This window comes from Sphingobacterium sp. WOUb80, from assembly GCF_050058145.1.
Lineage (GTDB): Bacteria > Bacteroidota > Bacteroidia > Sphingobacteriales > Sphingobacteriaceae > Sphingobacterium.
The window spans coordinates 4818714-4835087 of sequence record NZ_CP165617.1; the positions used below are offsets into that span (position 1 = coordinate 4818714).

Annotated in this window: 17 protein-coding genes; 1 reads left to right on the top strand and 16 read right to left on the bottom strand. The window is 40.2% G+C overall.

Going from position 1 to position 16374, the window contains the following annotated elements:
• Window positions 1–89 precede the first annotated feature (89 nt).
• From nuoH to AB1Z56_RS20045, 16 genes are all read right to left on the bottom strand, one after another.
• Complete coding sequence (gene nuoH / locus AB1Z56_RS19970; protein WP_309365240.1) at window positions 90–1133, bottom strand: NADH-quinone oxidoreductase subunit NuoH; 1044 nt, start codon at window positions 1131–1133, stop codon at window positions 90–92.
• Window positions 1134–1141: 8 nt separating this feature from the next.
• A complete protein-coding gene (locus tag AB1Z56_RS19975) occupies window positions 1142–2161 on the bottom strand; it encodes a 2Fe-2S iron-sulfur cluster-binding protein (protein ID WP_309365238.1) in 1020 nt (339 codons plus the stop codon).
• A gap of 30 nt (window positions 2162–2191) precedes the next feature.
• The gene (nuoF, locus tag AB1Z56_RS19980; protein WP_075990304.1) at window positions 2192–3547 is read right to left on the bottom strand and encodes an NADH-quinone oxidoreductase subunit NuoF; all 1356 of its coding nucleotides are present in this window, start codon (window positions 3545–3547) and stop codon (window positions 2192–2194) included.
• Between the two features lie 2 nt (window positions 3548–3549).
• Entirely contained in the window at window positions 3550–4071 is a 522-nt protein-coding gene (locus tag AB1Z56_RS19985; RefSeq protein ID WP_309365234.1) for an NAD(P)H-dependent oxidoreductase subunit E, read from the bottom strand.
• Window positions 4064–5299 carry an NADH-quinone oxidoreductase subunit D gene (locus AB1Z56_RS19990; RefSeq protein WP_309365233.1) on the bottom strand — a complete coding sequence of 412 codons (1236 nt, stop codon included), beginning with the start codon at window positions 5297–5299 and terminating at the stop codon, window positions 4064–4066. The genes AB1Z56_RS19985 and AB1Z56_RS19990 overlap by 8 nt, the downstream gene beginning before the upstream one ends.
• 11 nt (window positions 5300–5310) lie before the next feature.
• Complete coding sequence (locus AB1Z56_RS19995; protein ID WP_309365231.1) at window positions 5311–5808, bottom strand: NADH-quinone oxidoreductase subunit C; 498 nt, start codon at window positions 5806–5808, stop codon at window positions 5311–5313.
• Window positions 5809–6360 carry an NADH-quinone oxidoreductase subunit B gene (locus AB1Z56_RS20000; RefSeq protein WP_309365229.1) on the bottom strand — a complete coding sequence of 184 codons (552 nt, stop codon included), beginning with the start codon at window positions 6358–6360 and terminating at the stop codon, window positions 5809–5811. It abuts the gene before it with no gap.
• Between the two features lie 63 nt (window positions 6361–6423).
• Entirely contained in the window at window positions 6424–6798 is a 375-nt protein-coding gene (locus tag AB1Z56_RS20005) for an NADH-quinone oxidoreductase subunit A (protein WP_046673074.1), read from the bottom strand.
• A gap of 119 nt (window positions 6799–6917) precedes the next feature.
• Window positions 6918–8717: a tetratricopeptide repeat protein gene (locus tag AB1Z56_RS20010; RefSeq protein ID WP_313269486.1), complete on the bottom strand. Its 1800-nt coding sequence runs from the start codon at window positions 8715–8717 to the stop codon at window positions 6918–6920.
• Between the two features lie 25 nt (window positions 8718–8742).
• On the bottom strand, window positions 8743–9669 hold the full coding sequence (locus tag AB1Z56_RS20015; protein ID WP_426789953.1) for a PstS family phosphate ABC transporter substrate-binding protein: 927 nt from the start codon (window positions 9667–9669) through the stop codon (window positions 8743–8745).
• Window positions 9670–9996: 327 nt separating this feature from the next.
• Entirely contained in the window at window positions 9997–10884 is an 888-nt protein-coding gene (locus AB1Z56_RS20020; protein WP_313269482.1) for an energy transducer TonB, read from the bottom strand.
• A 31-nt stretch (window positions 10885–10915) separates the two neighbouring features.
• A complete protein-coding gene (locus AB1Z56_RS20025; protein ID WP_309365222.1) occupies window positions 10916–11473 on the bottom strand; it encodes an ExbD/TolR family protein in 558 nt (185 codons plus the stop codon).
• Window positions 11474–11497: 24 nt separating this feature from the next.
• The gene (locus AB1Z56_RS20030) at window positions 11498–12160 is read right to left on the bottom strand and encodes an ExbD/TolR family protein (protein WP_309365220.1); all 663 of its coding nucleotides are present in this window, start codon (window positions 12158–12160) and stop codon (window positions 11498–11500) included.
• Window positions 12161–12261: 101 nt separating this feature from the next.
• On the bottom strand, window positions 12262–13086 hold the full coding sequence (locus AB1Z56_RS20035) for a MotA/TolQ/ExbB proton channel family protein (protein WP_309365218.1): 825 nt from the start codon (window positions 13084–13086) through the stop codon (window positions 12262–12264).
• 433 nt (window positions 13087–13519) lie between these two features.
• On the bottom strand, window positions 13520–13870 hold the full coding sequence (locus AB1Z56_RS20040; RefSeq protein WP_426789954.1) for a translation initiation factor: 351 nt from the start codon (window positions 13868–13870) through the stop codon (window positions 13520–13522).
• Window positions 13871–13874: 4 nt separating this feature from the next.
• Window positions 13875–14753 (bottom strand): diacylglycerol/lipid kinase family protein, encoded by an 879-nt coding sequence (locus AB1Z56_RS20045; protein ID WP_309365214.1) that lies wholly within the window; start codon window positions 14751–14753, stop codon window positions 13875–13877.
• 304 nt (window positions 14754–15057) lie between these two features.
• Between AB1Z56_RS20045 and metK the strand changes: the two genes are divergently transcribed.
• Window positions 15058–16311: a methionine adenosyltransferase gene (gene metK / locus AB1Z56_RS20050; protein WP_309365212.1), complete on the top strand. Its 1254-nt coding sequence runs from the start codon at window positions 15058–15060 to the stop codon at window positions 16309–16311.
• Window positions 16312–16374: the final 63 nt, after the last annotated feature.

Genomic DNA, 16374 nt, shown 5'->3' on the forward strand with positions numbered 1-16374 from the left:
GAGCTCGCTATGCTCGTTTTGTCTTCAATGGCCCTATGGAGTATCCAATCGGTGTCCATTATATATTTGCTTCTCAGGAAGGATATTCCTTATGAGAAATATGTATCTTTAATCAATGTAAATATTCCCGTCAGTACAATATTCGCTATCGCTAATGGGATCAACATCTTCCAGCCCAAATTCATCAATTGATCATATCGGAAACGTGGTAAAGTCCAGCGTACCCACATAAAGAAAAAGATAAACAACAATATCTTCACGAAGAATACGATCACACCAACAATAGTGATTATATTGGCCGACCATCCCAGATCATTCATAAAAGGAAAATTATAGCCGCCAAAATAAAGTGATGCCATCAATGCAGAAGAGACGAACATATTGATGTATTCGGAAAACATATAAAGCCCCAATTTCATCGAAGAATATTCCGTATGGTAACCGCCCACCAGTTCCGTCTCACACTCCGGTAAATCAAAAGGTACCCGATTACATTCTGCAAAAGCACAGACCATAAAGATGATGAAACCCAATGGTTGCGCCCAGATATTCCAATTGACAAAGCCAGACTGCTGTGCAACAATTTCTTCTAGCGTCAATGTACGCGTGACCATCAGTAAAGCAATTAGGGACAACCCCATGGCGATCTCATAGCTGATACTCTGTGATGCCGCTCGAATTGCGCCCATAAGCGAAAACTTGTTATTGGAAGCCCAACCGCCCAGCATAATACCATATACACCCAATGCAATCACACCAAACATATACAATACACCAACATTGATGCCTTGTGCAACTTGCAAAGAAATCGTACGATCTCCAATTTGCAATTCCTGCCCCCAGGGAATAACAGCAGAACTGATACATGCCGTTATAATTGCAATTGTAGGTCCCAAAATAAACAGGACCTTATGTGCACCTGCGGGAATGATTTCCTCCTTAAAGAAGAACTTTCCACCGTCGCATAAGGGTTGCAAGATCCCGAAGATACCAGCCCGGTCAGGACCATATCGATCTTGCATAAAGCCTGCAATTTTACGTTCCGCAAGTGTCGAATACATCGCGATCACCAAGGTGATAACGAATACAATAGACACCAGTATTAATTTTTCTATGACAAAAGACCACTCCATGTTTGTGATTATTTCAATTTTTCTGTTCTAGCCAACTGTTCGCGATTTTGTTCCTGTAGTATCGGATTCTCCTTAACAACTTTCGGCGGATTAAATAACTCATAGTGATTGGCAGAAATGACGGAATGCCGGTCTATTTCTGTCGGTTCCTCTAAAATCCAATCACTTGTTTTTTTCTGGTCAAAGCGACAGGTATTACAGATAAATTCTTCCACTTCACCAAACTCATCTTTCCGGGCAGTCACCCGAATGACCTCTTCACCCTTATACCATAAGGTTACCTTCCCTGAACATGTCGGACAATCCCGATGTGCATCCACAGGTTTTGTAAACCACACCCGATTTTTAAAACGGAAAGTTTTATCTGTCAAGGCACCAACAGGACATACATCGATCACATTGCCGGAGAAATCATTATCGATTACATTTTCGATATAGGTAGATATCTCGGCATGATCGCCACGACCTAAGATACCATGTACACGTTGATCGGTCAGTTGATTGGCGACATAAACACAACGGTAACATAAGATACAACGGTTCATATGCAATTGGATCTTATCGCCCAAATCAATACGTTCGAAAGTACGGCGATCGAATTCGTAGCGTGTATTAGCACTGCCGTGTTCATATCCAAGATCCTGCAATTTACATTCACCAGCCTGATCGCAGATTGGACAATCTAAGGGATGATTGATCAATAAAATTTCAACAACACCTTTTCTTGCTTCCACCACCTCTGGCGAAGTAATATTTTGTACTTCCATACCGTCCATCACCGTTGTACGACAAGATGCCACCAATTTCGGCATCGGTCTTGGGTCCTTTTCAGATCCCTTGGAGACTTTTACCAAACAGGTACGACATTTACCGCCACTTCCCTCCAGTTTGGAGTAGTAACACATTGCCGGAGGGACTATATCGCCGCCGATCTGTCTCGCTGCATTTAATATGCTTGTCCCAGGAGCAACCTCTACCGGTATACCATCGATGGTGACCTTAAACTTTACATCTTCCGCTTCTGCCATGATATGATTAATTTATCGTTACAGCTTCTATTATGATACTATTGGTTGTAAAGGATCAGCATAATGTGCCAGTCCATAATTTCTTGTTTGTGACTCTTCCGGATGCAGGATATGCCATTCAAATTCATCCCTAAAGTGTCTTATTGCAGCTGCCACAGGCCATGCCGCAGCATCACCCAATGGGCAAATTGTATTCCCTTCTATTTTTCGTTGAACGTCCCACAGTAAATCAATGTCCGACATCGAGCCGTGACCGCTCTCGATCTTATGCAGTACCTTCTCCATCCAACCCGTTCCTTCACGACAAGGTGAACATTGTCCACAACTTTCATGATGGTAGAACCGTGCAAAATTCCATGTATTACGAACCACACATTGGTCTTCATCGAAAACAATAAAACCACCGGATCCAAGCATCGTACCGGTCTGGAAGCCTCCATCAGCCAATGACTCATAGGTCATCAAACGACTATTTCCTGCCGCTGTTTTCAAAATCAGATTAGCAGGCAGAATAGGTACCGAAGAGCCACCAGCTACGACGGCTTTCATACGCTTGCCATTGGCTATACCACCACAATATTCGTCCGAGTAGATAAACTCTTCGACAGGTAGACCGAGTTCGATTTCATACACCCCCGGTTTTACAATATTTCCACTAGCGGAAATCAATTTTGTTCCGGTACTACGTTCCACCCCGATCTTGGCATACTCTTCTCCACCCAAATTAATAATAGGAACGGTCGTCGCAATAGACTCCACATTATTCACCACCGTAGGACAGTTATATAAACCCGCTATAGCCGGAAATGGAGGCTTAATACGAGGATTGCCACGTTTCCCCTCTAAGGATTCCAATAAGGCCGTTTCCTCTCCGCAGATATAAGCTCCCCCCCCCGGTTGAACGTAGATCTCCAGATCATACCCCGATCCTAAGATATTTTTCCCTAAAAAGCCCTTCTCCTTCGCTTCAGCAATAGCACGCTCTAGAATTCTGATCTGTGGCATCATCTCTCCCCGCACATAGATATAGGAAGTATGTGCCCCCAAAGCAAAACTGGATACAATCATCCCTTCAATAAGTGCATGGGGAATATGCGTCATCAAATAACGGTCTTTAAATGTACCTGGTTCAGACTCGTCAGCATTACAAACCAAATAACGAGGCACACCTTCCGGTTTGGCCAGAAAGGACCATTTCATCCCAGTTGGAAAACCCGCTCCTCCACGGCCACGCAATCCAGATTTTTTAACTTCTTCGACGACATCCTCAGGAGACATTGTCTTCAAGACTTTCTCAACAGCAACATAACCACCTTTTTGCCGATAGACCTCAAAGGTATTGATGCCTGGAACATCGATATGAGTCAACAAAAGTTTACGTGCCATATTTATTCTGTTTTAGCTTTTAAATTATCAATCAATTCGTCGACTTTATCTTCTGTCAGATTCTCATAAAAGGTATATTCAGGCCCAATCTGTAGGACGGGTCCAAAGCCGCAGGCCGCCAAACACTCCACACCACGCCATGAAAAAAGTCCGTCTGCTGTGACTTCGCCTTCTTTCACACCCAACTTTTGTTGTAAATGCCCCATAATACGTTCTGCACCAACTAGGCAACAAGGACCTGTACGACAAATCTCTAACACGTATTTTCCTTTCGGCTGAAGTAGGAACATTGTATAGAATGTCGCAACTTCATATACTTCAATCGGCAATATATTCAGGTAAACAGCAACTTTGTCCATCGCATCTGCACTTACCCAGCCATATTCTGCTTGAACCAAATGTAAAATGGGCAATAACCCAGATTTCTGCTTCCCTTCGGGATAACGGCTTACCACTTCTCCAAACTTGGTCAGCAACTCTGGAGAGAACGTTACATTTTCATTATGTTGTTTTACACTAAGCATCTAATTCTCCGGCTATAACATTAAGACTACTCATATTTATAATGGCATCAGAAATCAGCATTCCTGCACTCATCGGTGCAAACATCTGATAATTGACAAACGAAGGCCTCCTAAAATGCAGACGATAAGGCGAACGCCCGCCATCATGGATCAAATAAAAACCGAGTTCACCATTGGCGCCTTCAACGGCATGATAGACCTCGGCCTTTGGTGTATCTACTTCACCCATGACAATTTTAAAGTGATAGATCAAAGCTTCCATATTCGTGTAAACCTGTTCTTTTGGAGGCAAATAGAAATCGGGGACCTCCGCATGGAATACTCCTTTAGGTTCTTTCTCAATTTTATCCAAGGCCTGTTCGATAATCCGAAGCGATTGCCACATTTCAGCATTCCGAACCATAAAACGATCATAGACATCGCCTGTCGTACCGACAGGCACATCGAAATCAAATTCCTCATACGAGCAATAAGGATTCTGTACACGCACATCGTAATCTACACCTGTCGCTCGTAAAATAGGCCCCGACCAGCTATAATCCAGGGCATCCTCTGCTGTGACAGCGGCCACACCCGAGGTTCGTTCTATAAAAATGCGGTTACGAGTAAACAACTCTTCAAACTCTTTCAATACGGGAGGATAACGTTTCAGGAATTCACGTATTTTTTCAAAGGCAATTGCATTGAAATCCCGCTCAAATCCACCAATACGACCAATATTAGTTGTTAAACGAGCTCCACAGATTTCCTCAAAGATCTCATAGATAAATTCACGTTCCTGCATGACGTACAAAAAGCCCGAAAAGGCTCCCGTGTCTACACCTAAAATTCCATTACAAATAATATGATCTGCTATTCGGGCGAGTTCCATAACAATAACGCGCATATACTGTACCCGTTTAGGAATCTCAATCTTGAGCAGTTTTTCAACCGTCATGTGCCAACCCATATTATTGATCGGAGACGAGCAATAATTTAGACGATCCGTTAATGGCGTAATTTGGTAAAATGGTCTATGTTCGGCAATTTTCTCAAACGCCCGATGAATATACCCAATCGTGGACACACCACTCACAATACGCTCGCCATCGATTTGCACCACGTTCTGAAATACGCCATGCGTAGCCGGATGCGTGGGGCCAATATTTAGGGTAATCAGCTCGTCTTGAGGATCATTATCTTCGAAGACAGGCTGATTAGATGTTATCTTGCTTATAAATTCGCTCATATCGTATAAAATTAACGGCCGAAATATAAATCTTTCTTATCTACGCGGTTCGGATCCTCTAAAGGATATTCCTTTCGCATTGGAAATACTTCCATGTCATCTACATTTAAGATGCGCCTCAAATCGGGATGTCCAATAAAATTAACACCAAAAAAATCAAAGGTTTCACGTTCCATCCAGTTCGCACCTTTCCAAACAACCGTTGCTGTCGGAATTTCAGGGTTTGGACCATGCAGAAAGACCTTCACGCGGATCCGTATATTATGAACGAGACTGTGAATATGATAAACTACAGCAAACTCCTTTTCTAAATGGGGATAATGTACCGCCGTGATATCCGTCAAATGAATAAACTGCAATTCGTTATTCGATTTCAAGAAACGAAGCACATCGACGACGTCTTCTGCATCCACAACAATGGTCAACAAATTATGCGCATCCTGAATTTCGTTGATCTTCGCCGGAAAATTTCCTTGGAGCTTATCCAATAAAAAACTGTTTTCCATCATCTATTTATTTGTGTGTATACCGTACTTTTCAAGCAAAGCCTTATATTCAGGTGTATTTCTTCGACTTAACGACTCATTCTTCACGATATCCTGCAGGCGTAATACACCGTCTAAAATTGCTTCTGGACGAGGAGGACAGCCTGGCACATAGACATCTACCGGTATAATTTCATCAATTCCCTGCAAGACAGAATAAGTATCAAAAATACCTCCACTGGAAGCACAGGCACCGACGGCAATCACCCAACGGGGCTCAGCCATTTGCACATACACTTGCTTTAGCACCGGAGCCATTTTCTTGGCAATGGTCCCCATCACCAAGAGCATATCTGCCTGACGCGGTGAAAAACTAGGACGTTCGGCACCAAATCTTGCCAAATCGTAGGTAGACCCCATCGTTGCCATAAATTCAATACCACAACAAGATGTCGCAAAAGGTAGAGGCCATAATGAATTGGCGCGGGCCAACCCGATCGCTTTATCTAAACTCGTCGCAAAAAAACCTGCGCCTTCTACTCCCGGAGGAGCTTCTGCCAATTTTATATCACTCATGAAAAGTCGATTTATAAAGGTTTAAGTATCATTGACCCAAAGGATCAACCACTAGTGGAACAATTAGTCCCAATTCAATGCTTTCTTCTTAATGACATAGATAAAGCCCAACAGGAGCAGTCCCATGAAAATAAACATCTCGATCAAGCCTTGCAGCCCCATTTCCCGAAAGTTGACAGCCCATGGGTACATGAATATGACCTCAACATCAAATATGACAAATAGGATAGCAACCAAGAAATATTTTATTGAAAACGGCTGCCTAGCGTTTCCGACAACTTCAATTCCCGACTCAAAAGCCCCAAGCTTGTTTTCTGTGCGGACCTTTGGTCCGATAAGATGTGTAATAATTATGGTACCTACTCCAAATCCTACAGCAACTAAAAGCTGTATAAATATCGGCAAGTAGTCTATCGGCATACTATTGGCTTGCTCCATCTCAATTAAAATTTATATTGGTAACTGTCTTTAAATATAGAGATTCCAAGGTAAAAAACAAAACAAAAAAGGCGTAGATATTACTATCTACGCCTAATTTAGAATGATTTTACTTAAGCTTATTTCAAGCCTTCTAAGTAACCTTTAACAGCTTCATTTGCCGGATCTATAGCTAATACTTTTTGGAAGCTTTCCTTCGCTTTAGGAAGATCTTGCTTCACGTAATAGTAAAGACCGATATATGTATTTGCATCGATCAAATAGTTTTTATTCTTCTCTTGTGCACCACGTTGATTGATTGTTTCGATCAATTTTTGGAATGGTGCAACGAAATCACCTTTAGGTTGCTCCAAGTTGTCCGCAGTTAAAGCAGCAAAAGCTTTGTAATAAAGCGCATTAATCAAATATTTATCTTGTGCTTCTTTATTGTCTGTTGTTTCAATAACGGATAAGAAAGTCTGTGCTTTTTGCAAATCAGCAATTGCTTTGTCTCTCAATTCTTGATTAACTACGACTTGTTCTTCATTCTTACTACCAGCATCTTCTTTAGCACCGATTTGGTAATAGGCTTCGCCAGCATAGTAGTTTGCATCAAACAAATACGTTTTGTTGTCCTTGTAAGAAGCAACTAGCTCGAATAAAGAGGCCGCTGTCTGCAATTCTTGTTCCTGATATTTGGCAAAAGCAAGCTCTGCTGTTTCTCCCAACAATTCCTTGTCCAAATCAATTGCTTTCTTAATATCAGCAATACCCTTTTGAATATTTGCTGTATTTTCAGCAGTCAATACCGGAGCTGCAGTAGCTGTGCTGTCTGCACCTGCCGCTGCTGGTTTTGGACTATTCGCCGCAATTTCAGACATCCCTAGATACATATAATCCAATGGAATTACACGATCTTTTTCCATTTTGCTGAACATTTGGTTCAAGTATTCCAACGCCTTTGGATAATCCTTTGCTTTTTGGAAAGCAATATAACCCAAATAACGGTAGATTTTTGGATCTACAGAAGGGTTTTTAGCTAATTCCTCAGAAACTACCTTCAAATCATCATATTGACGTGCGTATACCAAGAAATCGGCATAACGGATTTTAGCTTCCAATGAGTTATCGCCCGCAACTTCTAGATATTTTTTGTATTGCTCAACTCCTTTTTTATTTAACTCTACATATTTCTCGTCAGAAGTACCTGGCAGTCTTGACCATTGGTTATATGTTTCCGCTAATTCACGGTAAGTAGGTGCATACGTTGGCGTCTCTGTTGCAATAGCTTCCAATTGTGAAATCGCTTCATCAAAAGCTTGTGCACCACGTACGATCACAGCCTGTCCAACTTTAGCTTGCACAGAATTCGGATCGATATCTGTCGCATCGCCATAGCTTGTATACGCCAATGAACCTTCTTTTAGACCACGGTACGCATCACCTAAAGCAATAGGGACGGCAACATCTTTTTTATTCTTCTCCTTCGCCTGTGTCAGGTATTCCAGTGCTTTTGCATAATCAGGCTCTGGAGCATTAATATATGCACGACCGATTTCCAACAATGGCTCATAATCTTTTTTACCTAATTTTGCTGTTGCCAAAGCGAATTTAGATTCAGCACTTGCTTTATCTTTTTTCATTAAGTCAACATAACCCAAACCTACATTATTGATTGTAGCCTTTGGATCAGCAGCCAAACCTTGGTTGAAAATCGCAGCGGCAGAATCCGCTCTGTCGTTTACCAAATAAATTTGACCCAAATAGAAATAATTATCTCCATTCTTAGGTTGCTTAGTCACTAACTGTTGAAGGATAGTTTTCGCTTTACCATAATTTTCAGCCTCGATGGCTGCTCTAGCATCTTTCAAACTTTGAGCACTTACTGTACCCACAGATCCGGCCAATAAAAGACTAAATAATAATTTACTGTTTGTCATAATCTATTTTTGTACTATTTATTATCTATTTAATATAACTTTCATCTCTAATAATAATCTCCCGTCCAGGCATTGTAGCAGGAACCAATCCAGCTTTCAATACAATACGTTGTCCGCGATCTCCTGTCAAAAAAGCACTAAATCCCAAACCTAAGCCCATATTCGGCTGATAGTTCATAATGTAGACAGGTCTTACAAAAGGATATAAGCCATCAGCGATAGTCGATTGGGATGGTCTATAAAAACTTGGCTTTTCACCACCCTTACCAGCACTTTCGATGCTCAATGTACGAATTTTATCCAATAAATTCGAATTTTTTTCTATAGCCTTTAAATACCAATTGTAACCGATAACCCCCACAGTATTTGCATTCTCACTGACATATTTCATAACATCTTCACTGTCCTTCATTGCAGAAACAGCTTTGGGATCAATTTTATCCAATTTGAAATAGTCCTTCAAATACCGCAATGTGCTTGAATTGGCGTTGTCAAAGATCAATCGTTTCCCAGCTATGTTACCCTCCAACAAAGACTTAACGTCTTTTTGCGGCATTATAGTATCTGCACTGTTACGATTATTAATCAGCACAACGGCATCCGAAGCCATTTGGAATATCTTGGGCTGAATACCACGCTTTTTAAAGTAGCTATCTTCCTCGTTCGTCAACTTTCTAGTCAACACAACCACATAGGCCGAATCAGAAAGCAATGCATTTACCGCTCTAACCTCCGGTCTAGCCATCAGTTCGAAACTCGAATTTGGATAAGAACTTTCAAAAACATCCGCAGACTCTTGAATAATGGGCAATAAAGTCTGATCGACAATAACTGGAAGCTTTCCCGTCAGAATATCCTCGCCTCCCTTTGCACTCTTCGTTTTATTTTTGCAGGAAACAAATACTCCCATACAGATGCCAAGCATCATAAGAACCATTTTATATTTTCTCATACGATACATCATAAAATAAGACAGTTTAAATAAAGAATAGTTTAACTTTTGAAGAGAGTTTGGTTGCAGCTAAAAGAAAGAGGCGATTAATTAAAATTATTTTGCCAAAGCCGTACAAACCGCATAAAAGAATACAGAATCAATACGACACCAAAAATTGTTTTGTAAGTTGGATTAATCTCGATGGGAAAATTATCCCAAAAAATAATCAATAGGCCCAAAACAAAATAAAAGCCAAACATAAAAAGTCCCAAAATAGACAGAAACCGCTTCAGAGGCGATTTCTGTCTATAATTTGAACTATTATTCGAATTAAAATTTGTCATTCTAATTTTGAAGGTTCAATCGAATTGGTAAAGTGTAAGCTACACGAACTGGGCGACCATTTTGAATACCTGGTTTCCATTTCTTCGCTTTTTTAAGCAACCTTACAGCTGCATCACCAGTACCATATTTCAAATCGCGTTTGATATTGATGTCTGTCAAGCTACCATCCTTTTCTACAACGAAGGAAACTTCTACAACACCATTTACACCATTTTCTGTTGCGGCAGCTGGATACTCATAGTTTGAAGCAATCCAAGACATGAAGGCAGGCATACCACCAATTGGTGTTGGCTGAACCTCGATGGCATTAAATGGAAGAATTTCATCTCCATTACCATTTGGATCTCCTTTTGCAGCTCCAGTGATAGCTCCATCTTGTTTCTTCGAACCAAATTCACCACGTGCAACAGAAGTACCTGTCGGACTACCTTTCAATGTAATACGCGCTGGAGTTTTGTTTGGATCTTTCAACTCTTCCTGAGAAGCAACTTCTTCCACAACTTTATTTGCAGGAGCTACTTTAGGCTCAGGGAAGCGAACCAAATCCTCTTTTGGTACATCCATTGCCACTTGCTGAGGTTTTTCTTCCGGTTCTTGCGGAAGAGGCTCCTCTTCTGGTGGTTCTGGTGGTTTGATTTCTTCAAGGTCTTCCAACGTAACCTCAGTTACCGCCGGAGGTGCTTCAACCGGCTTTTTCGGAAAAATTTTATCTCCGAAAAGACGAAGAAGACTTGCTAGCACTACGAAGCCGATAACGACAAGTAGCCCTCTATTAGTCGCTTTAGGCGCAAGCTTACGAAGCTCGTAAGCTCCATACTCCTTGTTTCGGCCTTGAAAAACGACATCAAGCCATTCTTTCTTAAAAATATCTAATTTTGACCCTATCATTTTATTTTAGTTTTTTGTGTCAATCTAATAACTAATCATTATAGATATTGTCACGTTTTAACACTTCGACTTCCTCTGGTGTAATCTTACCGATCATATAGCGTTTCACGTCTACAATTTTCATCTCATCAAGAATATCAACCAGATTACGTTGTGTACATTTCTCACTAGGACGTATGATTACAATCATGTCTTTACCGCCTGAAACGCGAGGTACATAAGCCTTTTTTTCCATCAAGACCTTACGAATCCCATCTGCACCATAACCAGCAACAGTAGGACCTTCGATCGGATGAGCTACTTGACCATATACCCAAGAGACTTTATTGTCAGAACCCAATAAAATTGTCAGGGAACGATTATCTGCCGTAAGCAGTTCATCGCTTTGTTGCTCCTTAATTTTATTTTTGTCTGGCATAGCCACATCCATTGCCTGCGGTTTATTTAAGGACGTGGTCAACATGAAGAAGGTAATCAACAAGAATGCCAAATCCACCATGGCTGTAAGATCGACCTTACCACCATTTTTCTTGGATCTTACTTTCCCGCCTTTGCCTTTTTTACCACTATCCTGATTTAATTCTGCCATTGTTTGTTCTTATTAAATCGTCAATTATTTCTCCTCAGCACGCATGCCTGTTATGAAACTAAACTTGTTTTGCTTTTGATTACGCAATGTTTCAATAACTAAATTAACCGAAGGATATTTTTCATTCGCATCTGCTTTGATAGCCATTTTTAAAGGTCCAGGATGCACGAAATTTTTATCCGCTGCCTCTTTTTCCTTATTTACCTCCTCAGCTGCAAGACGGGTATTTTGCACCCAGTAATACAACTCATTTGACGTATTTTCTGTACTATCAATTGGGATACCAGTTTGCACACCTTTTTCTGTACGCTTAGCTCCATCCAAGGCCAACAATGCTTTTAACTTAGACATTGGTACACCGAAGTTTTCCATCAATTTGAAATGATCATAATCTTCTTGTGAAAAGCCAACGCCATATTTTGCTGACATTCTTTCTAGTGCTTTTACGCGAACCTGTTGATCAGTCGTACCGAAGAAAACTTTACCTTGATCGCCTATTGTGATCATACCTACATTTGAATCAGGTAACTTATCTTTCGTAGTCGATGCTGGGGTATCTACTTGCAAAGCCTCCGGTTGGCGCGCAGTTGCCGTTAAGACGAAGAACGTAAGCAGCAAGAACGATACGTCACACATCGCTGTCATGTCGATCGACGTACTGGCTCTTTTTACTTTTGCTTTACCCATTTTAAATTCTTCTTTTTAAATTAAAAACTCAATCTTCTATCCTATGATGCTTTTGATTTTTGATTTCCATAAAATAAAATCAAAAATTCTCACCATAGTTCTTATTTGTGGTTTGCAGCGTATGTTTGTACGATTGAGAAACCAGCTTCGTCGATAGAGTAAGTTAATTTATCGATTTTTGCAGTAAAGATGTTATACAATACGATAGCGAAAGTTGAAGTCGCGATACCAGTTGCTGTATTGATCAAGGCCTCAGAGATACCGTTTGCCAATTTAGATGAATCTGGTGCACCACCTGTTGCCAATGCCGAGAACGCTTTGATCATACCCGTTACTGTACCTAATAGACCACATAATGTACCGATAGAAACTAATGTTGCGATAACGTTTAAGTTTTTCTCCAACATAGGCATTTCTAATGCTGTAGTCTCTTCGATTTCTTTTTGAATTGCAATAGTAGCTTTTTCAGTGTTTACTTCAGGATCTGCAGATACTGATTTGTATTTCAATAAACCAGCTTTTACTACGTTTGCTACTGAACCTTTTTGTTTGTCACACTCAGCGATAGCTGAATCGATGTTTCCACCATTAATCAACGTTTGGATTTTACGAACAAAGTTTCCAACGTTTCCAGTTCCAGATGCTTTGTTGATAACGATTAGACGTTCTACTGAGAAAACCCATACCATTAAGAATAAACCAAGCAAAACAGGTACGATAGCCCCAGCATGGTAAACCATTCCTAAGTAGTTACCTGGATTTGGAGCATTTTCAGGATTGTTGTCAACGAAGTTAGTTGGATTACCCATCACAAATTTCCATACACAGAAACCCACGATGAAACAGATGATGATTGCAGCTTGAGCAAAGAAAGATCCTCCGTTGTTGCTCTCTTGTTTTGCAGCAGTTTTAGGTGCGTTTGCCATTTTTCTAATTTTTAGTTTTTTACTGTTGTTTAAATATATAATGTTGTTTAAATTATATGCACTCTTATTCGCTTTTGAAATCAATTTTGCAAAGCAAATTTAATATTTAATGTCAAATTTAAAATATTCATCTTAAATATATAAAAAAAATCAAATTTGTTTTTTCAAACTGAACACACCATTAATTCGTGTTATTTTTCTCAGCAGTTCCCGTTATATAATCATTACTGCTCTATGCTAAATCGCTTATTCGCAATAATTATTTTACAATGAAAGCCATTTTTTTTTTGATATGCAAGAAAATCAAGGATTTTAAACGACAAAAAGTAAGTGATTACTCATGTTTTGAAAGAATTCGACAAGCCTCACTCAAAGCATACTTGCCTAATAAACAATTCATTAGATTTACCACGATTATCCTCGATATACTTGTTTAACCACCAACCAATTTTACACGATACCCCTCTTTAAGTAACAAATCATAGATCTTTTGTTTAAACTCTCCCTGAATGACGACCTCCCCATCCTTCACTGTTCCACCAACTCCACACTTCTGTTTCAACAATTTACCTAAGCTCTCCAAATCTTCCACTTTTCCAACAAAACCTGTAACCAACGTAACAACTTTCCCTTTCCGCATTTTCCGATCAAGCTGTACTTTCAAATTTTGCTGGCTGATAGGTAAAGTATCCTCTTCCTGAAAAAAATCAGCAAGCTGATAATTGAAGCTATCATCTGTCGAATATACAACGCCTTCGTAGGACTGTTTTTTATTTTTACTCATGATCTTAACAAATTATCTTTAAAGCTTTTGGCATAATGGAAATATTCAATTTATCCCCAAGTTCAATGGGCTCTCCGTCCACATGAACCGGCGAAATTTTATCGACCTCAATCTGTATATTTTTCCCCGGAATGATCTCGACATAACTGGATTGATCTGCCGATTTATTAAAAAGATGAAAAATCATCTTCGGCAGAATATAAAGAGGAAATTTATGCACAATACATACATCTAAGATACCATCGTTAACCGAGGCCTGTGGTGCGATGTAGGCATTATTCCCATATTGAGGGGAGTTTGCTACGCTGATCATAAAGGCTTGTCTTTCGTAGACCTTTCCATCAATCGTCAATTTGTAATGTGCAGGTTGGTATTTACTGAGCACATTAAACACCGATTTCATATAGCCCAAAGGCCCGCGGATATTTTCATTAGCAAAATTTTCACTAACGGATGCATCAAAACCTAAACCGGCAATATTAAAAAAGCGTCTATCATTAATTAAGCCACAATCCACTTCGATCGATTCAAAACGATTAATCCGGCGTATAGCAGCAGCTTCATTCATAGGAACCCCCAAGTAGAGCGCCAAGCCGTTGCCAGAGCCCTCCGGAATAATCCCCAATGGAATTCCAGACCCTACCAAAGCGGAGCCCAATTCATTGATCGTCCCATCACCACCAACAGCTATGACGGCATCATAGCCTTCCTTGATCGCTTTCAGTCCAATTTCATAAGCATGATTCGGTCTGGCTGTCTGTTGGAAGGTAGGATCAAACTTTTGCAGATCAAGCACATCCAGCACCTGTTTTTTAAAGGAAGTTTTATTTTTCCCCCCTGAAATAGGATTAATAACAAACAATATTTGTTTACGTTCTGACATATCCAAAGATAACGGAAATTACCAATTTCTTAAAATAATGTAATCTTTATACTTATTGAAGCGGTTATGGGAACTTTTAAAAGTTAAAATATAAATTTGATTTTAAATACTCCTTAAAGTATTGTAGCTTTGTCGCACAAAAAATAGAATGTGGACTGATTTGCGTGCTGTTGCATTACAAGGCAACGACAAGGAGATTGCAACCACAGTAAAAAAGTGCTAAAAACCCTTCGCTGTCACGGCTCTTATCACTTTGCTGTTATTTCATTCTAGCGCAAATCCAATATTAAAAATTACGTAAAGCATGGCTTATTTATTTACGTCGGAATCTGTTTCTGAAGGGCATCCAGACAAAATTGCGGATCAAATTTCAGATGCATTAATAGACAATTTTTTAGCATGGGACGAGGATTCACGCGTCGCTATTGAAACGCTAGTAACAACAGGACAGGTTGTCCTTGCGGGGGAAGTTAAATCAAACATATACCTCGATGTTCAGAAAATAGCCCGTTCGGTTATCCAAAAGATTGGATACACCAAATCTGAATACATGTTTGAGGCAAACTCTTGCGGTGTACTATCGGCGATTCACGAGCAATCCGCTGATATAAACCAAGGTGTGGACCGCAAAACGCGACAAGAACAAGGTGCGGGAGACCAAGGGATCATGTTCGGTTATGCAAACAACGAAACCGACAACTTTATGCCTTTGGCATTGGACCTTTCTCATCGCCTGCTTTACGAATTGGCAGAATTGCGTCGCGAAAATAACGAAATCAAGTATTTGCGCCCCGACGCAAAATCTCAAGTTACACTTGAGTATAGCGACGATCACAAACCAAAAAGAATTGACGCAATCGTCATCTCGACACAACATGACGACTTCGATACCGAACAAGCCATGTTGGATAAAATTACACATGACATCAAAACGGTCTTAATTCCACGTGTTAAAGCACAATTGAAACCGGAACTACAGTTGTTATTTAACGATGAAATTAAGTTTCATATCAATCCAACTGGAAAATTTGTTATCGGTGGGCCTCACGGAGATACAGGACTTACAGGCCGTAAGATCATTGTGGATACCTACGGTGGCAGAGGTGCACATGGTGGTGGTGCTTTCTCCGGAAAAGACCCCTCTAAGGTTGACCGTTCCGCAGCATATGCAACCCGTCATATTGCCAAAAATTTAGTGGCAGCAGGTGTTGCAGATGAAATTCTCGTACAGATCTCCTATGCAATTGGTGTAAAAGATCCAATGGGAATCTATGTAAATACCTATGGAACAAGCAAAGTAAATTTGACAGATGGCCAGATTGCTGAAAAAATCGCACATTTATTTGACATGACTCCATATGGAATTGAAACGCGTCTAGGACTTAGAAATCCAATTTATTCAGAAACTGCAGCCTATGGACACATGGGAAGAACACCAAGAAAAGTAACTAAAGAATTTGAAAGCTCAACGGGCGAGAAAAAGCAAGTCGAGGTTGAACTTTTTACTTGGGAAAAACTGGATTATATCGAAAAGGTGAAAGAAGAGTTTGGCTTATAAGAAGCCTATTTCCATCAAAATATAAAAAGGGCTGTCTTTGGACAGCCCTTTTGCTATGTTATT